At 36.1% G+C, this 22,283-nt stretch carries 18 protein-coding genes and 2 pseudogenes; 5 read left to right on the top strand and 15 right to left on the bottom strand.

Translation table 11 applies throughout. The features are described 5' to 3' along the window. Nucleotides 1-22 precede the first annotated feature (22 nt). The 4 genes and pseudogenes from PTQ27_RS07360 (at nucleotide 23) to PTQ27_RS07375 (ending at nucleotide 3,505) form a co-directional block, all read left to right on the top strand. On the top strand, nucleotides 23-358 hold the full coding sequence (locus tag PTQ27_RS07360) for a hypothetical protein (protein WP_273749153.1): 336 nt from the start codon (nucleotides 23-25) through the stop codon (nucleotides 356-358). A gap of 145 nt (nucleotides 359-503) precedes the next feature. Continuing rightward, a pseudogene (locus tag PTQ27_RS07365) lies at nucleotides 504-1,361 on the top strand (YifB family Mg chelatase-like AAA ATPase); the annotation flags it as partial. A gap of 104 nt (nucleotides 1,362-1,465) precedes the next feature. Beyond that, nucleotides 1,466-3,211 carry a hypothetical protein gene (locus tag PTQ27_RS07370; protein WP_273749152.1) on the top strand — a complete coding sequence of 582 codons (1,746 nt, stop codon included), beginning with the start codon at nucleotides 1,466-1,468 and terminating at the stop codon, nucleotides 3,209-3,211. 39 nt (nucleotides 3,212-3,250) lie between these two features. Further along, nucleotides 3,251-3,505, top strand: coding sequence for a hypothetical protein (locus PTQ27_RS07375; protein WP_273749151.1), 255 nt, complete (start codon nucleotides 3,251-3,253; stop codon nucleotides 3,503-3,505). A 301-nt stretch (nucleotides 3,506-3,806) separates the two neighbouring features. On the opposite strand, the gene PTQ27_RS07380 is transcribed toward PTQ27_RS07375, so the two are convergent. The 12 genes from PTQ27_RS07380 to PTQ27_RS07435 form a co-directional block, all read right to left on the bottom strand. Continuing rightward, entirely contained in the window at nucleotides 3,807-5,315 is a 1,509-nt protein-coding gene (locus PTQ27_RS07380; RefSeq protein ID WP_273749150.1) for a SulP family inorganic anion transporter, read from the bottom strand. Nucleotides 5,316-5,319: 4 nt separating this feature from the next. Next, on the bottom strand, nucleotides 5,320-6,738 hold the full coding sequence (locus PTQ27_RS07385; RefSeq protein WP_273749149.1) for a YlbE family protein: 1,419 nt from the start codon (nucleotides 6,736-6,738) through the stop codon (nucleotides 5,320-5,322). A 5-nt stretch (nucleotides 6,739-6,743) separates the two neighbouring features. Next, on the bottom strand, nucleotides 6,744-8,237 hold the full coding sequence (fdrA, locus tag PTQ27_RS07390) for an acyl-CoA synthetase FdrA (protein ID WP_273749148.1): 1,494 nt from the start codon (nucleotides 8,235-8,237) through the stop codon (nucleotides 6,744-6,746). A 32-nt stretch (nucleotides 8,238-8,269) separates the two neighbouring features. After that, nucleotides 8,270-9,088: an oxamate carbamoyltransferase subunit AllH family protein gene (locus tag PTQ27_RS07395; RefSeq protein ID WP_273749147.1), complete on the bottom strand. Its 819-nt coding sequence runs from the start codon at nucleotides 9,086-9,088 to the stop codon at nucleotides 8,270-8,272. A gap of 41 nt (nucleotides 9,089-9,129) precedes the next feature. Next, nucleotides 9,130-9,717 carry an ankyrin repeat domain-containing protein gene (locus PTQ27_RS07400; RefSeq protein ID WP_273749146.1) on the bottom strand — a complete coding sequence of 196 codons (588 nt, stop codon included), beginning with the start codon at nucleotides 9,715-9,717 and terminating at the stop codon, nucleotides 9,130-9,132. Between the two features lie 59 nt (nucleotides 9,718-9,776). Next, complete coding sequence (locus tag PTQ27_RS07405; protein ID WP_273749145.1) at nucleotides 9,777-10,679, bottom strand: LysR substrate-binding domain-containing protein; 903 nt, start codon at nucleotides 10,677-10,679, stop codon at nucleotides 9,777-9,779. A gap of 10 nt (nucleotides 10,680-10,689) precedes the next feature. Further along, nucleotides 10,690-11,655 carry a carbamate kinase gene (locus tag PTQ27_RS07410; protein WP_273749144.1) on the bottom strand — a complete coding sequence of 322 codons (966 nt, stop codon included), beginning with the start codon at nucleotides 11,653-11,655 and terminating at the stop codon, nucleotides 10,690-10,692. Nucleotides 11,656-12,142: 487 nt separating this feature from the next. Beyond that, nucleotides 12,143-13,597: a hypothetical protein gene (locus PTQ27_RS07415; RefSeq protein WP_273749143.1), complete on the bottom strand. Its 1,455-nt coding sequence runs from the start codon at nucleotides 13,595-13,597 to the stop codon at nucleotides 12,143-12,145. Further along, nucleotides 13,558-14,676 (bottom strand): TniQ family protein, encoded by a 1,119-nt coding sequence (locus PTQ27_RS07420; RefSeq protein WP_273749142.1) that lies wholly within the window; start codon nucleotides 14,674-14,676, stop codon nucleotides 13,558-13,560. Before PTQ27_RS07420 ends, PTQ27_RS07415 begins: the two co-directional genes overlap by 40 nt. After that, complete coding sequence (locus PTQ27_RS07425) at nucleotides 14,634-15,527, bottom strand: TniB family NTP-binding protein (protein WP_273749141.1); 894 nt, start codon at nucleotides 15,525-15,527, stop codon at nucleotides 14,634-14,636. The genes PTQ27_RS07420 and PTQ27_RS07425 overlap by 43 nt, the downstream gene beginning before the upstream one ends. Continuing rightward, nucleotides 15,527-17,458 (bottom strand): TnsB C-terminal domain-containing protein, encoded by a 1,932-nt coding sequence (locus PTQ27_RS07430; RefSeq protein WP_273749140.1) that lies wholly within the window; start codon nucleotides 17,456-17,458, stop codon nucleotides 15,527-15,529. The genes PTQ27_RS07425 and PTQ27_RS07430 overlap by 1 nt, the downstream gene beginning before the upstream one ends. Next, nucleotides 17,451-18,113 carry a TnsA endonuclease N-terminal domain-containing protein gene (locus PTQ27_RS07435; protein ID WP_273749139.1) on the bottom strand — a complete coding sequence of 221 codons (663 nt, stop codon included), beginning with the start codon at nucleotides 18,111-18,113 and terminating at the stop codon, nucleotides 17,451-17,453. Before PTQ27_RS07435 ends, PTQ27_RS07430 begins: the two co-directional genes overlap by 8 nt. Before the next feature lie 160 nt (nucleotides 18,114-18,273). On the opposite strand from PTQ27_RS07435, the pseudogene PTQ27_RS07440 reads away from it, so the two are divergent. Next, nucleotides 18,274-18,957 (top strand): annotated as a pseudogene (locus tag PTQ27_RS07440) (ATP-binding protein); the annotation flags it as partial. A gap of 124 nt (nucleotides 18,958-19,081) precedes the next feature. On the opposite strand, the gene menH reads toward PTQ27_RS07440, so the two are convergent. The 3 genes from menH to PTQ27_RS07455 form a co-directional block, all read right to left on the bottom strand. Next, nucleotides 19,082-19,858: a 2-succinyl-6-hydroxy-2,4-cyclohexadiene-1-carboxylate synthase gene (gene menH, locus PTQ27_RS07445; RefSeq protein ID WP_273749248.1), complete on the bottom strand. Its 777-nt coding sequence runs from the start codon at nucleotides 19,856-19,858 to the stop codon at nucleotides 19,082-19,084. A gap of 52 nt (nucleotides 19,859-19,910) precedes the next feature. Next, nucleotides 19,911-21,617, bottom strand: coding sequence for a 2-succinyl-5-enolpyruvyl-6-hydroxy-3-cyclohexene-1-carboxylic-acid synthase (menD, locus tag PTQ27_RS07450; protein WP_273749138.1), 1,707 nt, complete (start codon nucleotides 21,615-21,617; stop codon nucleotides 19,911-19,913). 311 nt (nucleotides 21,618-21,928) lie between these two features. Then, nucleotides 21,929-22,216: a YfcZ/YiiS family protein gene (locus PTQ27_RS07455; protein ID WP_273749137.1), complete on the bottom strand. Its 288-nt coding sequence runs from the start codon at nucleotides 22,214-22,216 to the stop codon at nucleotides 21,929-21,931. Nucleotides 22,217-22,283 lie beyond the last annotated feature (67 nt).

A 22,283-nucleotide genomic window follows, 5' to 3' on the forward strand; every position in this document is an offset into this window, starting at 1 on the left:
ATTCGCTTATTAAGGAGCATTTATGTCTTGTAAAACACACGCAAACCACGACCACCAACACGGCGAAGGTTGTGGACATACCGCAATTAAACATAACGATCATATCGACTATTTACACGATGGGCATTTACACCACAAACACGGCGATCATTACGATGAGCATACGCTAGATGTAAATGAACAAAACCCAGATGAGTGTAATGCGGCTCATCACTGTGGCGATCACGTTCACGGTGAAGGCTGTGGGCACGAAGCCGTACCGCACGGCGATCATATCGATTACATCGTAGATGGTCGTTTACATCATCAGCACGGAGATCATTGCGATGATCACGGACCAGTTGAAATTGTGAAATAATCCTTCCTAAAGCCGATTTTTGATCGGCTTTTCTTTTGCCTAAAACTATTTTTGCGATCTCGCTCGAAAAATTAGAAATTGTTTCTATCACCTTTTTTACTTTCCTTTTATTCTGTTTTTATCCATTTCTGACTTTTCATTTTTTATGACATTAGCGATAGTTTACAGCCGAGCATCTATAGGGGTGGAAGCCCCATTGGTGACGATTGAGGTACATATCAGCAACGGGCAACCGAAATTAACTATAGTAGGCTTGCCGGAAGCAACGGTAAAGGAGGCTGGCGATCGGGTGCGAAGTGCATTGCTTAATGCGAATTTTATCTATCCGCCACAGCGAATTACCATAAATCTTGCTCCCGCCGATTTACCCAAAGAGGGTGGTCGTTTTGATTTGCCGATTGCAATCGGTATTTTGGCTGCCTCTGGGCAGATTGATTCTGATTTACTTAAACAGTTTGAGTTTTTGGGAGAATTAGCTTTAACAGGGCATTTGCGAGGTGTGCACGGAGCCATTCCTGCGGTCATTTCTGCCGATAAAGCCAAACGGCAAATGATATTAGCCCGCCAAAATGCCAATGAAGCCTCCTTGGTTTCTAATGCGACAACCTATTATGCCGGTTCGCTACTTGATGTGGTTAATATGCTTAATAAGCGAGATAAATTACCGATTTGTCAGCAAATTTCGCAAAATTCTATAGAAAATCGGCCGCTTGTAAGCCGAGATTTAACCGATATTATTGGGCAACAACACGCAAAACGAGCGTTGATGATTGCAGCTGCCGGGCAACATAATCTTCTTTTTTTAGGTCCACCAGGGACGGGCAAAACAATGCTGGCAAGTCGTTTGGCGGATTTATTGCCTGAAATGTCAGATCAAGAGGCGATAGAAACTGCCTCGGTAACCAGCCTTGTGCAAAATGAATTGAATTTTCAGAATTGGAAACAACGTCCATTTCGAGCCCCACATCATAGTGCCTCTATGGTGGCATTGGTGGGGGGCGGTGTTAAAGTTACAAATAACTGACAAACGATACAAATAATTGTCACATAGCTACCACATCATTTATAATCTACATATCTCTTGAAATAATAGAAAGGATGTGGATTATGTCATATTTTGATGAAAATAATTTAGAGAGAGTTCGTTGGAGATGTTCACTTAATTTAAAAAAATATTTTGAAAACCCGATTCGTGGTTTCTATAATAAAGAACATGAATATGTTGTTACTTGGTATGAAAACCGCCTTTCATTAGACAAATCTAAAACACTCGTTGAAGTCACTTTTATCAATTTAACTAATCCCACCTATACAGATAAGGAAACAGACAACTTGCGTCAAAGTTTCTTTAGGGTTGCTTTACCTATCAACTACTTACATAAAATTCCGTTTGGCAGCATTTGGAAAAAGGGCGAATCTGAATATAAGTTCAGACTTAAAGAGTTTGAAGTTACTTTCTCAAAAGGGCAAGGTTTGAGTTATAAACCTCTTTGGATGAACAGAACACCGCACCCACTCGAAGCAGACAAATACGTTCACTCATCATATTTAGATAGTTTTAAAAGAGATGGGAATAAACTGCTAGTAATTAACCCTCAAAACAGCAACAAATCCTACATTATTCACCCACTCCATTTCTTTATGGCTCACTATGGTTATTCAAGCGAGTTAAAACGCATATTGATTACATATAGTTGGAGCAAGGTTGAAGAAAAATTACGACTTCGGGAAAAATTTGAAAACAAAGGCATATTTGTACCGAATAACCTTTCCACAAAAGATGCCGTATTTCTTTATCATTTAAAATATAGTAAATATACAGAAAAAGTTGTAAAAGATGTAATGAATAACATCATTCTTTCCAAAGGTAATAAGAATCCTAGTTACCTAATCCATTGTTGGCACGACCAACCAATCGCACTTTCATTCTATGGTGTTGAGTTAGGAAATTCTGTACTTTGCTGCCAAATTACAGGAATTAGTCAACCTCAAGGAGAAGCAATTAATCTTTATTACCATTCTCCGATACAAGTGAGCAAAGATGGTAAAGAACAATATAATGGTGAATCTCAATACAGAACACGAAAATATGAGCGAGAACACGAGCTTGAAAAGCTAGATATAGCACTAGATAACGTCAATAACCTCGTGACGGCGGATGTAATAGAACATTTAAAACTACTAGGTGAACAACGAGAAATAAACCGCATTAGACTTACTCAAGAAACCTCTGAAGGTGGTAAAGTTAAAGTCTTAAACTACGATGAGCCAGAAAATTATGGAGTAGGTGAGAAACAAGGAAAAACAGGTAATACAGGTATTGCTAATTGTTTCTATGACATTCCTAGCAATCAAGAAATTGAAGGAAAATCACGTCTAGATACTGTATGGGAACACGCTAAACGTTTACGTTTTGAAAAAGGTGCAAAAGTCTACTGGTACACACCTAAACGGGGTTTTAATGAAAGTGATAACTTTACGTTAGTTTCATTAGAAGAAATTCTTAATTCAATAGGACAACATTATCCAGTAGCAGCGTTAATATTGCGAGTAGATGTGCAACAAAGAACATTCTTTATATTAAGTTTCCCTGCTCGAAATGAAAAAGAAAACTCAGGTTTTAGTAGTGTCGTTTACGAACCTCAAAGTATTCAACAGTTCTTGTCAGGTGAGGGAAATGTTTATAGCCGAGATGAGAACTTATTTAAGCTATTTATTGAAATCGTATCAAGCGAAGGTGTAAACAGTGATTATGTTGATTCAAAAGATGGAAAAATGTCGTTATTTAGACATGTAGAAGCTACAAAGACAAATAATAACTGGGTTTGGAACGGTATTAAGAAATTACTCTAAATGCTACTCTAAGGAATCCTCAATGAACAAAATATAACGTTGATTGAACGTTCAGATAGATTACTTAAAAAAAGTAATGACGAAGATTTTATCACATTAGATGATATTCGAGGTAGTAAATTAGCAGAAATACTTTGTGAAGTAATTCACTCAGAACAATTACCAACGGAGTATATTTCTCAACAGAATAAGAAAGAAATGAAAGTTTCTACATTCAAACATCCAACGGCAGAAACTAGTAATTGGATATATAATGGAATAAGTAAACTTACTCAAATTGAATTATTTAAGTAAAAAATAATCATTATATAAGAATATTCCTTTATGATATTATAAAGTTTCGTCTATTGTAAACACATCTAGTTATGTCTAAATAAATTTTAGTTGTGTTTATATCTATTGTTATATTCAAGCTTAATATTCCCCTATAATTAGCTTTCATAAGTTTAAACAAAAGAGAATTTTATAGCTAAAGATATTTTGAGTATTTAACTATCCTTGGTTTATATACGTATAGACAATATAACAAAAAAATACCGAGCTGAATAGCTCGGTATAATATAAGTCCCAATTTAATATTACTTAACTGAAAAATCTATTCCACATCCTTTTTATTTAAAACGTGTTTTAAAAATAATAGCCCAGCTACCATTAAATAGGACATAGCAAACATAAGCGGAGCCTCTCCACCAAAAACAGGAACATGTTGATGAATTATTCCAAAGAAAGATAATATAGCTGCTATAACTGCTGCAATTGCTCCATTTTTAGGATTATTTGTGATAGCAAATATTGCGATGCACCCCCACAATAGTGATGACAAAGGAGCTCCACTACCTAAATGGTATAATCCTGTGTAATCAACTCCTGCTTTTTGTAGTATATCCCAACCGATTGTTCCAGCATTCGTTCCTGCGCTTTTTAGTACATTATTAGCAAGCGTTAATGCCCAAGCCCCAATCCATGGGAATAAACATACGAAAATTACAGGTACTTCAAGTTTAGGGGTTTCACGAACAACTTGATTTGCTGTTACAATTCCAATAAAGATTAAAATTGGAGCAATTGCAGCCATTGGAATCAAAGATAATAAGAAAGCTCCTAATCCAAACATGCAAACTAGTAACATAACTAGACCTGTAGCTAATGTATAGCCTATTCCAGCCCCCATTTCTTTGTATGCTGTATGGCCTACATATACCGTTACAGGAAACGGATTGCCCATTAATGCGCCGAACATACTTGAACCACCATTAGCAAGCATTACCCGACGGGTTGGATATGGGTCACCAGCTGCATGAGCACTCTCAATATTTTCAAGATCAAAAACATAATTAGCTAATGCTAATGGAACGGCTGAAGCTAAATATGGCCCTGCATGTCGAATACCATCAATAAAATCATTGATATGAGGTGTTGGTGGATTAAAACCTGCACTATGTAGGGCTGTTCCAATAGCAGACGGATCTTGTAAACCAAAAACCCAGGCTAGTGAAGATCCAACGATCAATAATAACAATCCTGTCGGAATTTTTTTGAACATAGGGGAACGCCCAAACCAATTAATAAAGATTAGTACAAGCACTACAAAGGCAACAACTGGTGTATGAAAGGCCTGAAGCATCGGATTCATAGCTAACAATAATAAGCCAAGACCAGCTAAACAAGACAACAGAACAGTTCTAGGAACAACCCTACGTAAAAAATCTCCCATAAATGCACCAAAAAATAACATCATGCCTTCTACAAATCCCCAAACAAGACCTATACTAAGTGCAAATTTGTAATCTTGAGTTTCCTGGTAAACGGGAAGTAAAACTAAAAATGTAACTGTAAAAATAGATGGAGCACTTGGTCCAGATGGCAATGCAACAATATCATCACGACCCGTTTTCTTAGCCAACTGTTTTGCAAAAATAACATAAAAAACAGATGCACAGCATACAGCTAATCCAAACGCAGGAGCAACTTGCCCAAAAACAATATCTTTAGGAATACCAACAACCAAAGTCAGTAACGCAATCATAGTTAGCAGATTGGTCAAATTATTACTAAATAGGCCAAAGAAAGCTGCCCAATCTCCTTTTTTCCATAATCCTGTCATAATATTAACCTCTATATTGTTGCGCAATTGCATGCATAGCTTTAACAAAAGCTTCCATCGGCGGATAAACAATACCAGCCCCTATCATTCCAATACCAGCTTCTTTATGAGCAATCGCAGTATTGATTATTGGCAGGACCCCAGACTCAATAACTTTTCTCACATCAATACCTGTGGGTACCCCCATAAAATTGAGTGCTGGAATTGTTACATTAGGATTTGTTCCTGTTGTAATTTGACGCATAGTTTTACTATACATCATCGCATCATCAACTGTCCCTCCAACTAATGAAACTATTGCTGGAGCAGCAGCCATTGCAAATCCACCTATTCCATAAGTTTCAGTAATAGCTGAATCACCAACATCTAATCCTGAATCTTCTGGTTTATAACCAGCAAACATTGGACCTATAACTTGTTGTGCAGGGCCTGTAAACCATTGACCAGGAAGACCTGAAACACGAATACCAAACTCAGTTCCATTTCTTGCCATTGTTGTTAACACTGTAGAATGCTCAATCCCTTGTGCTGCATCTAATGCAGCCTTACAGCAAACCATCCATGTTGGACCAGAGAAGTAATCAGAAGAAGCTACAAAATTAAATACATCTTTTTTATCTTTAGTGCTAAAATCAGTATCAAGAATATAAGGTGCTAATTTCTGGATAAGTAATGTTGTACCAGCTACATTACGGTTGTGACATTCATCTCCCATATGAAGAGCCTGAGATAACATTAATCGTAAATCGATTCCCTCCTCACAAAAAGTCATTGCTTGAGCCAATATAGGGCCAAATACATCCCTCATCCAGTTTAAACGATCTATAACACTTTGATCATTTGCCCCCATTCGTAAAATTTTAGCTAATTGCTCAGAAAGATTTGTAAATGCTATATTGCCATGAGTCATATTTTTGACTACATGAACATACATTGACGGACTAGTTACACCAGTCATCGAACCTACTGCTTGATGCTCATGACATGGTCGGAAATTAATTTCTCCACTAGCTGCTAATTCAGCAGCCTCATCTAGATTTTTAGCCCATTTTTCAAAAAGAATTGCTCCACATATAGCTCCTCGCATAGGTCCATTCATCTTAGACCAAACAATAGGTGGACCTGCATGTAAAATCGTTTTATCTGTCATTCCTGGAATAACATCTTTTGCTTGAGCATAAGACTTTAAAACTGGTTGCGCACTAATAATTCTCTGATAGGCCTCTTGATTAGCAGCATTAATTTTCTCTGCAATCTCTGCTTGTTCTAAAATAGCAAGAGATTCAATAAGTTTTTCATCTCCTCCTCCTGCTGGTTTCCAATCTAACTGCGTTACTGGTACTTGCTGTTTCTGCAAATCTTCCGAAAATTGACTAATACCTATATTAATTACATTAAGTGGTTGTTCAAATAAAGTTGTCATAATCATTAAGCTCCTTTAATCACAAATTCACGAGCAAGTAACCCTGCATTAGTAGAACTGGAAGCAATTGTAATTCCAGCTCGATTCAATTTTTCAACTTGACTTACTACATTTGGGTCATCTAAATCTGTACCAAGTACATAGGCCAATATTTCTAAATGTCGTCCTGCTTGTTCAGCCTCTTTCTTAACTTTAACCAAAGCATCTAAAGTTATGCCTACAGGATCCGAATTCGCTCCAAAACCTAGAACGAAATCTAATAATAAAACTCCAACCTCAGGATCTCGTCCTTCCTCTAAAATTCTCTCTATACGATAACTTGGATCTATCATTGGGTGTGGTTTACCATTTGTAAAAGCATCATCTCCAAAATCTAAAAATGTATGACATTTACTTTTATCATTAGGACCTATACGATGATCTAAATCAGGATGAATATTAGAATATATATCTGAATGTTTTTCTGAAGCAATAAACATGGCTTCATCACATAAAGTTCCACCGCAAAATAGGCCTCTAATATACTTCTGTTCTGGTTTTAACTTCGCACGAACTTCCTCAATTAAAGGGATATTTAATGCATGTTTATCAATACTTTCTTCAGAAACCCCTGATGCAATAACAGCGGCCATAGCACAAGGCTTACTATATGAGAATAATTTCACTTTTGCATTTTCATGTTGCTGATCTTGATAACCTAAAAACCAAATAAAAATAGGTTTATCGATATTCGCAGCAGCAGATAACACTCTTTCTGCAATTTCTTTTGCAGGTGGTTTAGAAACTAAAATAATTACTTCAGTAGATACATCTTCAGACAACATTTTTAATGCATCTAACATCATTCTTGCTCCAATTTCTGTAGATAAATCTCTTCCTCCTGTACCTATTAATTGAGAGATTCCTCCACCGAACTCATGAACTCTTACTGAAATTTCCTGTGAACCAGTTCCCGAGGCGCCAATAACTCCAATATTTCCACGACGAACTTTATTAGCAAATCCCAACCCCACACCATTGATAATCGCAGTCCCACAATCAGGTCCCATAAGTAATAATCCCTTATCATGAGCCAGATCTTTTAGATTTTTTTCATCTTGAATCTTAACATTATCAGAAAATAACATTACATGTTTACCTAGAGTAAGCGCTTTTTGTGCTTCTCTTGCTGCATATGCACCATTTACAGAAATAACTACAAAATTACTATCTGGTACATTCTCAGCTGCGGCTTCTAACGAGTAAAACACTTCTCTATCATTACTTTTGATTTGACTCGGTTTACGAGTTAATAACGAATCGACTTCTAAAAAAATATCATTTACGTTAGCATCATCCTCCAAAATAAGAGCCAACATTAAATCTGAACTACCAGCATTAGATAATTCTTCTGTTAATAATCCAGCGCTCTCTAAAACCGCTTTATTCATTGGTGTTCCCATAGCTATTTGAGCTTGTGCTACACCATTTAGCTTATTTACAGCTGTTGAAATTGCCATTAAAGTGACTGAATCAATATAAGTATTCGATTTTAATCGACTATGTAAGGACATAATAATTTTCTCCTTTCTATTGGATGAGGAAGACCTGCAAGCAGACCACTGAGTAAATCATAACCACTGCTATGACCTAATGATGTAACTACAGAAATAACATTATTATTAGTATCTTTACCCAAAAGGGCATTGATAAAATTCTGTATAGGAACACTAATTTGCTGTTTACAAGCATCAGAAATGAAAGCAGCAGAAATGAGATTTGTTTGTGAAATACTTTTATATATAGCATCCACTAAATAATTACGTTGATGAGAATATGGGCTTTGAGCCAATGATAGGCTGATCAGTAACCCAGATAAAAAATCATCTCCCGTTGGAGTTAATCCATAGCCTAATCCTAGTAGTTTCGAAACAGGAAAATTTAGATCTGGTCGAGTTTTTTCAAGTTCAACAAATAGACTTTTTATATTAGCCTTCAAAGATTTATATAATAAATATTGAAATTCTCCCCTAGGCTCTGACTGCTTATTCGATAATACTTTCCATCCATCTTCAATTACTATCTTGTTAAGATAATCTCTTCTTGGTATTAACAATGAACAATCAAAAGATGGAGGAGGAGTGTTTGGAAGGGTAAGGGTATTAATATTAAATGATAAGTGATTTCCCTTAACTCTTATTTGTCTTGGAGCCAATGGTACGCTTTCATCAACTACTGCAAATAAATACCCTGTTGAAGATATAAAATTAATAACGTGATTATGCCGAGAAAAAATCTTACTTTCATCTAAAGTTAATGAAGCGTACATTGGTAATAAGATTTTATCGATTAAATAAAACTCAAAATTCATCCAATACCTCTTTATAAATACCACGTTATCAATTTAATTCACTACAAATATTCCTCAATAATAGAAACTATTTCTTGATATCCTTTACGTCTTGCTAATTCTATTGGCGGAACACCCCATTCATCAGTCATAGTAGGATCTGCACCATTTTCTAAAAGTAAACGAATAATTCTTTGCATTTTTTCTCCACCATCATTTAGAATGATCGCCTCAATCAATGCTGTCCAACCAACATTATTAGTTAAATTTACATTAATATCTGTGTTTTCTAGCAGGTACTTTACAATTTCTTCATGTCCTTTCTCTGCTGCTGGAGTTAAACCGTTACCACCAAAACGAGTTAACCGAGTAATATCAGTCCCCAATTTAACCATCAATTTAACCAACTCTAATTTATTAAAAATACACCCATGAATAAAAGGGTTAAATGATTTATTATCTTGAGCATTAATATCAGCCCCTTGCTCTGCAAGAAAACGAACTAAATCAAGATGATTATGTTGTGCTGCAATAAGAATAGGTGTTCTTTTCCCTTTATCTTGAGCATTAATATCAGCACCTTTAGCCAAAAGCATATTTACTTTCTCTTTATTACCTAAAGCTACCGCTTCAAAAAGTTCTTCATTCATAAATTTCTCCTTGATTGTAAAAAACTAATTATTAATGATGTGAAATAAATTAATTCTTTCTATTTAAGCCACTCTTCCTTTCGCTTTTCATCTACTAAATATTCAACAATAAACTTTAGAATTGAACTTTGACTGTGCGTTTTCCAAGCATAATTAATCGCTATCGGATGTTTATGTTCTGAAATTTGCTTAACAACTATTCTTTCTTGAGTTAAAGGATCTGAAATAAAACGCTCAGGTAAGAAACCTATACCTATGCCATTAGCTATAAGATTTTTAGCCATCGTTAAATCAGCTGCATATATCATTTTCTGCCCACGCAAAGCCCAAGTTTTCTTAGGTTGTAATGCCACAGATGAATCATGAACCACAACTGAAGGATAATTACGTAAGAGGTCAGCCCGTAAAATCCCATCTATTGATGCAACAGGATGATCTTTTGCAACCACAAATACCCATCCTATTTTTCCCATTGGCTCAGTGGAAATATCATCAGGCCATGGCGGATTTTGAGGAGCACCTATAACGAAATCAGCACGATCTTCATATAAAGCATCCCAACATCCATTATAAACTTCCGTTCTTATCGAAAATTCTGTTACAGGAAATCTAATTGCTAGCTCTCTAAGCAAATCTGTAATAGGGTGAGGATTCATGATATAGTTCAAAGCTATAGTAAAGTGAGGCTCTATTCCTGTACTTAACTGAATAGCATGACGCTTAAGATCATATACTCCCTGTAAAATCCACTCTCCCTGAGTAATAATATGTTGAGTAGCAGCAGTTGGACTTATTTGTTTTCCATCTCTATTAAATAAACAAACCCCCAACTCATCCTCAAGTTTCTTGACCATATAACTTACTGCGGATGGAACTCTATGAAGTTTTTTTGCTGCCTCACAAAAACTGCCCGCCTCAGCAATTATTCTCAAAATATATATAGCTTCAGAAGAAAAAGTCATTTGAATCTACCTAAAAGTCAGGTGCGTATTTTGTTCCCTCAATACGAGTCCCATTTTTACTTAATAATGCATCCATCATTAAAGCTGGAGTTGTAATAATTCCACATCCTTTTGGGCAAACTGATATATATTTAAGCAATGCTTCTATTTTTGGTAACATCGATCCCTCACCAAATTCCCCTTTATCTATTAGATCTTGCGCATCACTTTTAGATAATTTATCTAACCATTGCTGATTAGGCTTACCAAAATTAATAGCAACTTTGGGAACTCCAGTAGAAATTAATAAATATCTAGCATTTAGCTCAATAGCGAGTAAAGCTGCCGTAAGATCTTTATCTATAACAGCTTCAACACCACTCAAATAACCTTGGCTATCTTCACATACAGCAATTCCCCCTCCTCCTCCTGCAATCACTATTGAATGACGTTCTAAAAGTGATTTAATTATTGAAGTTTCTAATACCTTTTTAGGTTCAGGGCTAGCTACAGTTCTTCTAAATCCTCTCCCTGAATCCTCCATTACACTCCACCCTAAAGCTAACTCCTTTTCTTTAGCTTGCTTTTCCGTCATGAAACAACCAACTGGCTTTGATGGAACTAAGAAAGCTGGATCGTTTCTATCTACTAAGGTTTGTGTAATTAAGGTTGCAACCTGAAAATCCAAATTGCGTTTTTTTAATTCGTTGTATATGGCTCTTTGAAACATAAAACCTATTGAGCCTTGAGATTCAGCCACCGCATAATCTATAGAAATAGGACTAACTTCTTTTTTAGCAATTTCAGAACGCTGTAAAGAAAATCCGACCTGAGGTCCATTACCATGAACAATAAGTATTTTCCAGCCTAATTCTTGTAATGATAAAATATTGTCAACTGACTGACTTAAACATTCATACTGATGATTAAAATCTGTCCTATGAGGATCTGAGATGAGAGCATTTCCGCCAAAAGCAACTACAAGTAGTTTATCCATATAATATCAACCTCATTCTTGTTTCATTTATTTCATTCTAAATATTATTTATGAAAATAAAAGCAAATAAAATTGACTTATTTATTCAAAAAATTTGAACTAAGAAATACTATATATTTAACTACTGTGAGAAATTAGGATATTAGAACAAATTAAATGAGAATCAGTATTTGATAAATAAACCCTAAGCATACATCTAAATATTATGGAGAATTCAATTTAACCAATTGTGAATTATCACTGCAGAGAATACTTTCAGTTAGAAGTTTATTTATACGAAAGAATATCTATTACTAACTCAAATACTACTTCTCAAACTGATTGTCTTTAATAATTACCTATTTACGATCATAACATCTCATAATTTACATAGAATCTACATTACAATTATTTCATCTATTGTTTAAATAACTATTTAGAAGATGACAATAGGAGGCTTTTGATAAAAATCCATTTTTTCGATCAAAATAGCAAAATGAATTTTTACTTAAAAAGTTGAGGTTAAACGCAGGTAAATGTCTTTAGGTAGGAAATAATTCTTATCTTCATCATGATAGTAAGCAACATCATCGAATAAAAAGATTTCATCACGTTTTAGCTTTTTTAGCTCTACACCATATAAACTGTATAACACTACATAAACAAGTTCCATTTTCTCATTTTCGGTTAAGTCTGACTTTTTGTAGAGTTCAACTAATCGTTTAAAACAATGCTTCTTAAGCTGTTTAGATTTCATCTGTTGAATTAGTTTACGGTCAATATTCAGCTCACAGTTGTAATCTGATTTCAAATGGTTAATAAAACCTGTTATCGCAGCCATTTGTCCTGATTTTATTACAAGATAGTGATTTAACTGTTCTTGTGTTGGATAATTCGTTATGTTATTAGAGCTAATTAAGTCTATCGCTGGTTGTAAAGCTAATCGTATTGATTTAAGTGAAGTTTTGCCATTATCATATCGTCTTTGTAATTTATGGTAGTAAGTTGCAATACAAGGTGCAGACTCTTTAAGTTTATTGAATAAGGCTTGTATGCGTTCTAGCTCTGCTAAATCAGCTTTCAATGATTCATCAACAACAACTTGATTAGTATCTAGTAGCCAACGCAATACTGTTAAATTTGCTCGTAAGCCATTTGGTTTAAAGTGAGTAATTAATTCTGCATAATTAGGGACTTTTTGCCAAATATCATCACAATCAATAAAGAACTGCATAAAGCCTGGGCCTTTATGCAATGCCACGCTAATACCGCATTTCCTCATACACCAAAAAATGAATTTCTTGTAGGCGGTTTTCAATGCTTTATTACGGAATATATGCACATTTAAGCGAATCATATTGAATAACAAGGTTCTCTTTGCACAATCAGGGCAAATATTACCATAACCAGAGGGCATTTCTGTTTTGCATTTAGGGCAGGTTGAAAGTAGCTTTTCATCACATTTCTTACATAATTGCTTTTCTTGATTATGCACTTTACGATAACGACGACAATTCTTACACGTTGCAAAAGTATATCGGCGATAACATGAAAGGCAGATAGATTCATTAGTTACTGGCGAACGATATCTATCTCGTGTCATTTTGCCACATTCATCGCATTCTTTTTCTTCTCGAAAATAGCGAACACACACTTTACAAACAGAACCATATTGGCTAATCATACCAACTTCAAATGTACCAACTGTTTTACCACAACGTACACAGCTCGTTAATCTCTCACATTCCAAACAAATCTCACTTTGCTTATGAATACGCTTAATATGTCCGCAATCTCTACAGATTTTCGGTTTGAACCATTGGGCGTAACAATTTGCACAATAATATTCCTCTTGGAATTTGCGTTTAACTGGTGTGTTGCCACAAATAGAGCAACTATTTTTCGGGCGAATTTGGGGTATCTTCATACTGCAATTTGTAATTGTCGTTTTAATCGCTCCCATTGACGATTAAGACTTAAAATAGAATTAATTTTAGGCTTACTTGCTACTGTTTTTCGATTAACAGTCCGACCATCTCTAGCATGTTTGAATAGTGAATCAAGCTCAGAAGGGTAGTTTTCAAAAGCAAAGGCTTTTTGCGTAATTTCACTTTGTTGAATTGCATAAATAATTGCTTCAGAAGATAACTGAAGAATTTTTACAGCATTCACCAAAAGGTTTTTACGCTCATCTATCGGTAGTAACTCAAATGCTAATGCTGTTTTAGGTTGGAATAGGTTACTTTGTGATACCCCTAACTGCTCAAGAAATCTTGCAATAGAATGAGAAGATTTTACTATTGCTCCACGACGAAGGAGATTTATAAAATAACGTAAAGTAGCAAAATACTTTTGAGAATTAATATGTTTTTGAAAACACACACCTGAATCAGTTGTAAAAACAGTGTTGAGTATTTGTAGTGTTTCAATTTCCGTTTTACTTAATGAATTAGTGTAATAATTTAACTTCTCACCGCAATAATGGCAATAGCTAAGATGTCTTTTATCCGCAGAAAGTAAATGTGGTTGATATAATTCATTACAACAATGGCACTTTATTTCAAGTAATGTTTGATGTTTCAGACAACCAAAACACCATGCAAAACGCCATTCATTTCGTAAGTACGGTATTTCATCTAAACAGCAAGGGCAATAAGGCTGACCTATGCGATATGAACGATTACGAGAGCTTCTAGGTATAACCCATTTAGCTTGACCTTTCATCAAGGTTTTCTCTCCATTAATCCGTTTTAATACAGAATAAAGAGAGTGAGCCTCTAGGTTTACTATTTCATTCAAAGATAAGTCACGAATATCAGAATAGATTCTAGGTTGAATAAGCTCAAACCCTCTGTCTAAATCATACGTCCATAGTCGTAATTTATCCCAATAAAACCCTGTAAATGTTAATGGCTCAGTACCGCAATCTAATGCAGCTCTAATTAACCATGAACTTATACTTTCATTCGGATAACAATGCGTCTTAATTACGCCTTTTCTTATCCGATAATTTTTCGAAAGCCCTGCGTTGGTCTTATCCATGAGTTACGCTCTATGATTTCTAATGTGATTTGCTCTGTGCCAGATGTAATTGCTTCCACAGCACAAGCCATTAATAAACGATGTACATTTCCTAAGTTTCCACCTGAAATAATATGAATTTTTGTAGCTAATTCAGGTAAATGTAGGTTTGAACATTTCTTTAATGGCAAAATACCTTGAAATTGGAAAAGCAACTTTTGAAACTCTTTATCTAACTTCCATATTGGTAATTCAGCCACATCAAAACGGCTTGCGTGTTGTGGATCTGTGTGCAACACTCGAATAGCATCTCGTGTTCCTACGCCAACTATTGGAATTTGCAATTCATTACATAGCATCTTAATTGCGTTCATTACTTGCCTTTGTAAGCGTGGCGTCCCCACAAGCAGAGAGTGAAACTCATCAATAATCAACATCTTCACTTTGTATTCTCTAAATAAGTGAATAGTTTGATAACGTAATTTGGCTATACTATCTGTTGCACGATACGGAACGTAAAAACGCTCTAACAATGAAATATAAAGCTCTTTCTCATTTGCACTTGGCGGTGCTTCCGCCAAAATAACAGGGCGAACACCATCCGATAGACTATCGATGTAAGTTTGTCCGTATAAGTCGTAGAAATGGCGAATTAAGGTTGTTTTACCGTTATTAGAATCACCTACTACTAGCAAATTAAACATTCTTGGTCTTTTCGGTTTATTCATCAGTGAAACGAGATTTTCAACGATTTGATTTGCAACAGGATAACCTATCCAACGAGGTTCATCTAAAAACTCAATCCGTTCTTGATTACTTGCACTTACTAAATGACGAAATTTCTCATGAATATACTCATATTGCGTTTCCATTATTCAATATCCCCAAAGGTAAATTCGCTATCTGAAAGTAAATTAGATACAGGTGCTTTAGTCATTTCTAATGATTTACTTTCCTTTAAAGCTATTGGAATAACTACCTCACTTTTTTCATGAACTTTCTGCCGCTGTGCTTGCCTACGAGCTTTCTTAGAACGTTGAACGGATTGCTTCACTAGTTCACGCATTTCAGTTAATGCTTCATTAATTTGCTGTGAATGAATTAACTTTTCATTTTTATTTTTTAAGTATTGGCGAACCTGCTTGTATTCCCAAATACTCATATCAGGCAATGATTGGTCTGCAAATGGAATTGGAAAATAACGTTTTAATCTTGGGTCATAGAACCAAATCTTTCCAATATTTCGTGGGTCACGACGGAATAAAAATTCTTTACTCTTACCACTTTCATCCGAATCATTAATATACATATTGAGTGCGACATCATAGTAACGCAAGCCATCAATCGTTACCCCATTGTGCTGAATAGTACGTTTTTCACTTGGTAAAAAATCAAGTAATAGCGTTTGTTCATCAACGGGCATTTGCGGATAACCACAACCTACATGCTCTTTATCTCCAAAAATCCCTAATCGCCATTTTTGAACTGGTGACATACCTAGAGCAGAGTGAACACGTTTGTGATATACATTTACAATGTAGTTAATCAGCCATGTTTCAAATTCATCTAAGGTCATTACAGCTTCAGCTTCGGATTGATAAGTATCTTTTTCTTTTGTACTAGAGAAAGTTGTTCCATTCAAACAATGAACCTCTTTCATAAATGTACCAATCACACGTTCAATATGCCCACCAAATTCAGGACGACCGACTGGGCGAAATTCCAAAGCAATACCATGTGCTTCACAAGATTTTGATAAATCAAGTGAACGGAAATCTGCACCATTATCCACATGAATTTTATTTGGATAACCAAATACTGACCATTCACCTTTTACATTGTGATCGAGTAATAAACGCTCTTTGGGTAAAATACTGCGAGCAATACACATTGCAACGGAAGTAACAGACGGTGCATCAAGTGATAGGTAATAACCTGTAATCATTCGGCTATACACATCCATTGCTAACGTTAAATATGGTCTGCCAATCGGCTTGCGATACTGATTATCTACGATAATCAAATCAACAGGTGTATGGTCGATTTGAATCACACTTAGCGGAGAATCAGCATTTGGAAAACTATTTGGTTTAGGTGTAAATTTATTCTTCGCTTTTTCTTTTTGTCCACGTTTACGTAACCTTTCTTCTTCCGAAATACGTAAAATACGTTGTCGAATAGTTCTACGGCTAGGGCTATCAATGCCTTTTTGACTCGCTACACGTTGTATTTCACGAATCGTCTGCTCAATAGAAGGACGTTGCTTGTGCAGGTAAAACTCATTAATGACTAATGTAACTAATTCATCTTGTTCTTTAGTTAAACGAGAATTACCTTCAGCCCAACCACGTTTACGATTGACTAACCCAGCGATAGAACCTAATGAGTTATAGGCTTGTAACCAACGATATAAACTACGTTTACTTACACCGACTTCTTCAGCTCGAGATTTTACCGATGCGGGACTATGTTGTTCATAATTAAGCAACGGTTTGATCATTTCGTATTTTTCTAGTGCTTTTTCCCAATAATCATCACTGATTGCACTTAAATCAACGGATATATCTTCACGCTCATTGATTTTTAAATTATCTAACTGATGAATACTGGCAATCTTGCTTTGGCGAGTATGAATATGTCTAATCATGACCTGAGCATCTTCATCAAGATATTCAAGTAACTCATATTGTTCGCCATCTTCACGATTTACATAAATATTACCCTTTTGAAGAATAATACGACCACGCTCTAACTTGCCATGATAACGTGGGTGAATAAATCCTTTTTCATTTGAATTAGTCATTTGAATATCCCCAAACTTCAGTAAATTCAGAAAGTGGCTCAAACCAATTACAAGTTAGTTGTTTGGTTGCCAACAAGTGATAGATAATTTGTAATCCTTTCGTGCGATACAAAGAACCTGTAAAGAAACGAGAAAGTAGATAATCTATTGTGGTGCCACCAAGCAATTTCACTTGAGAGAGTACCGCTTTAATATCTTCAGGATCGCACTGTAATCTCTTGTATCGCTGTACGATGTTAATATTGAATAAAGCAAGATGACGAATTTTATCTTCATCATAAATATGAAAGATGCAATCATTCTTCTTCGCAAATTTCATTGTCGCTTTCCATTTCTCTTTCCAATCCCGCCAATGTTCTTTCCATTTTGATTTCGGTTTCACTTCAATTAACAAGGACGGTCGCCCATCATTGAAACGAATGAAAAAATCTGGTGTGTAAGGATAGGTTAGTCCATTTTTTACAAACAAAATGCGAGTAGGCTGAGAAACGATTTCCTCTACCGCAGGCATATAAGTAAAATAGAGTAAGAGATCGCGCTCAAGTGTAGATTCGTAAGGTACACTAATTCCCTCTTTGAAAGGAAGATAACCTGATACACTAAGGCGTGTTGGTTTAATCTTACGAACTTGTTTAAAAGTTTGTTCTGTTTTCATAGATAATTTGACTTCTATTAGTATCTTTTTAAAAGCTTTGATAGCTATTTGTGTAAATGATGCCATTAAATAGTATCTTTTTAAGGTAAAAAAATAGGCTTAAGCCTTATTCTACCGTTCCATGTGTTGCCTATTATGTCACTTATTTGTAACTTTGACAGGCGGTTCGATCCCAAAACCGGGGGAAATTTCTCTCGCCCATAACGGTGTGCTTTTCTTAGATGAACTGCCCGAATTTGAGCGAAAGGTACTAGATGCCTTGCGTCAGCCATTAGAGGCTGGTGAAATTATTATTTCCAGAGCTAATGCGAAAGTGCAATTCCCTGCTCGCTTTCAGTTGATTGCGGCAATGAACCCAAGTCCTACGGGGCATTATCAAGGTTCGCATAATAGAGCCTCGCCACAGCAGGTTATGCGATATTTGAATCGGCTTTCAGGGCCCTTCTTAGATCGTTTTGATTTGTCGATTGAAGTACCGTTATTGCCACAAGGTGCATTACAAAGTGGCAATGAAGATCGAGGCGAAACCACAGAACAGGTTCGCAAGCGGGTGTTTTTAGCCAGAGAAATGCAATTTCAGCGAGCGGGGAAAATTAACGCTCAACTCACAACCCGAGAAATTGAGCGAGATTGTAAACTTTCCGCCCAAGATGCTCTTTTTTTAGAAAATGCTTTAACGAAGCTAGGATTATCGGTACGAGCTTATCATCGTATTTTAAAAGTCTCTCGCACTATTGCTGATTTAGCCGGCGAGCAAAACATTCAACAAGCACATTTGGCGGAAGCGTTGGGGTATAGGGCAATGGATAGATTGTTGCAGAGGTTGCAGGGGGGAAGTGGCTAGGAAACGATAGTTTTTAAACCTAGCACGCAAATGCGTACTAGGTTAGTGATAAGTGAGTGGCTTTGCCACTCTAGGTTTTTGTTTTGGGATTTCTGTGTGAAGTAAGTAATAGGCTTAAAATAAACTAACTCGCCTCACTTCTTTCTATAAACGCCCCTAGTTTTTTTACAAACTCTTTTGCATTTCCTCTATGGGCATTATGGCCTGCATTTTGAATAATTTGTGTCGGCAGTTGGTTTTGTTCTGCCATTTGTCGGAATTTTAAATCGTGTTCGCCAATAAAAAAGATGACGTTTTTTTGCGAAGTTTTGAGTTGCTTTGCGTAATTCGGTTGTTTGGCAAGGCTTGTTGCTTCTAGCATTTGGGCGATGTGGTAGCCTTGGTTATCTATTCGGCTTGCGATATAAGCTGTGCGTTGTTGGCTGGTTAAATCGGCAAAAACAGGTTGTTGATACCAATCTTTTAGTACATTTTCTATTGGTTCATTGCGGAAACGATTTGCCCAAGCCAGATCGTTTTGCAGCCGAGTTTGGCGTTCTGTTTCAGAACTTAAGCCGATATTCGCACCTTCTAATATTGTTCCTTTTAAATTTGGATTATCTATATTGAGCAGATAGTCTAATGCAGTTCTTCCCCCTAAAGAGTAGCCGACTAAATAGAAGGGTTGTGAACCAATTAAATGGGTTAGCGTTGTGTGTAGTAGTGAACGCATTTCTGCAAAATCTCTACAAGTTACCTGTTCACTTAAGCCGTGAAAAGGGAGATCGAGGGTAAGCGGTCGAATTTTAGGGAAATTTTGCAAAAGAGATAGCACTTTGTGCCAGTCTTGTTGTGAACCCAGTAAACCGTGTAAGAATACAACAGGAGTACCTTCTGCTGCGTGCCATTGCGATGAAAGAATGTTTGACATTTTAGCTAATAAAAGCACCAGCAGAGCTGGTGCGTTCTGAGAATTAAGCTATTTCTGCTTGGGAGATTTGTTTTAGCAATGATTTATACATATTGCTACCATCGTGCTCATTCACTTTAATTTCGACGAGCGTAACACCTTTGCGAGCATAAGCGTGTTTTAATTTACTTTTTAAATCTGCCCAAGTAAAAGGGCGGATATATTCAATACCAAACATTGTGGCAATTTGAGCAAATTCAAAGTTATGCATTAAGCGATAATATTGGTTCTTAGCTTGAGTATCAACAGGTAGCATATCGAAAATTGCTCCACCACTATTATTCACAACAAATAAAATAGTAGGTTGTGTAATTTTGGTTAATAAGGCGATAGAATTTAAATCGTGTAATGCGGAAATATCGCCGACAACACCAACTGTTGGGCGATCGCTCCCTTTTGCAATCCCTGCCATTGTTGCAATTAAACCATCAATTCCACTTGCTCCTCGATTAGTATAAACAGGGTAGCCTTCAGGTAAACTGCACAGAGCATCAACTAAACGTACAAAGAGGCTATTTCCAATAAATAAATTACCATTTACTGCTAATACATCTTGAATATTATGTGCAAGCGAAGCTTCACTTAAACTGCCTCCGACTTGTTGCTCAATAAAGGTTGCACAGAATTGCGATAATGCAAGCGGTTCAAGTAGCCACGGTTTTTGACGTAGTGGCGGATGCACACGTAAAAAGTGATGAGCTTTAGCAATAAAACGTGTTTGGTGGTGAGCATAAGGGTTAATATAATCTTGTGATTCATCAACTAACCAATATTCGCCTTGGAAAGCCTTTAAAAACTCATTTACACGCTTGCTGACAAGTTGTGTACCAAATTGAATGACAATATCTGCTTGTAATAAGCGTTGCTTCACAGTTTCATTTGAAAGCCAAATATCCGCATAAGGAAGGCTTGCTTCAATGCAAGATTGTACATCACTCAGTAAGCACCAGCCCATTGTTTCCGCCCAGGTTTTTAAACCTGTGCCTTGTTCTGGCGGTAATTTACCAACGATGATTACACCTCGTTTAGTTCGCCAATAATCCCAATTTTCGTGCATCGAAACTTCGCTTTGAATAGCTTGTTGATCTATCCATTTAGTCTGAGTGTTATTTAACCATCCTTGAACTGGTCGAAGCCAAGGCGAGTTTAATATTTCGTTAATATCTGCATCATAAAGAGGCTCTTCAAAAGGCGTGTTAATATGTAAAACACCACCTTTCTGAGCTTGTGTTGTGCAGGCTTTTTCAATGGTTGAGACAAGCCAGCTTGCATTATAGGCTTCATTTGCTTTTGGAAGATTGACACTTTCAACAGGGTAATCTGCAAAAATACCTTGTTGAGCAATAGCTTGATTAACACCACAACCAATTAGCTCAGTTGGACGATCAGCAGAGAGAATAATTAATTTTTGGTGCGTTAAGCTTGCCTCAATCACAGCAGGATAGAGGTTTGCAACAGCCGTGCCAGAAGTCACAATAATAGCAACAGGATCGTTTGTCGCCTTTGCAATTCCTAAAGCATAAAAACCTAAGCCTCGCTCATCAAAGTGAGTGTGGCACTGTGCATATTGTGTTTGTTGTAATTGCACTGCTTCAAGGGTTAAAGGGGTAGAACGAGAACCAGGTGCAATACAAAAATGTTTTACGCCATAACGCATTAACGCACTTAAAATGACTTTCGCCCAAGTACGGTTAAAAGAACTTGTATTCATATTCTTCTCTGCTAATTTATAAATTCAATAAATAGTTGGAATTGTAGCAAAAAGTTAAATTGCTTTGGGAAGTATTAGAACAAAATAGAGTTCATTTTGCAAAGTTTTACAGGAAATTATTTTGTTTTGGGAAATGGATTATCTGCTTCTTTAACTGAGATAGATATAAAAGTTTTTGTAAGTGTGTTTTATCTAAAAAATATTGAGTGCGTTGAGTTTTTAAATGAAGTGTTAATAACTGAATATTTTGGAAAATAAAGCAAAGAATTGTTGGAAGGGACTAAGCAATTCTTTGCTTAATTGAATAATAATTAATGGCGAGTTCCTAATTGGAAAATTACCACTTCTGCTTGGCAACTAAATTTGAAATGGGCATTAAGTTCAAAACCACCTTCAACAGCTTTAATCTCACTGCTGATTTCGCAAGGCTCTGATTCAACATCTCGTGCTTTTTGAGTGAGTTTTTCAAGGGCCGCTTTAGCTTCAACTTCTGTTTCGTAAATACGTTGAATCGTCGCAACAGTTTCACTGTTGTCTAAAATAGAGCCAACATCAAAAGTATTACAGCTTTCACATTCGGTCGGTTTATCATTTTTCATTGCATAATCCTTGTAAAATAGTAAATCATCACATTACTTTAAAACGAAATGGCTTTTGTCGCAATCC

Origin of the sequence: Mannheimia cairinae (assembly GCF_028649535.1) — a bacterium.
Lineage (GTDB): Bacteria > Pseudomonadota > Gammaproteobacteria > Enterobacterales > Pasteurellaceae > Mannheimia > Mannheimia cairinae.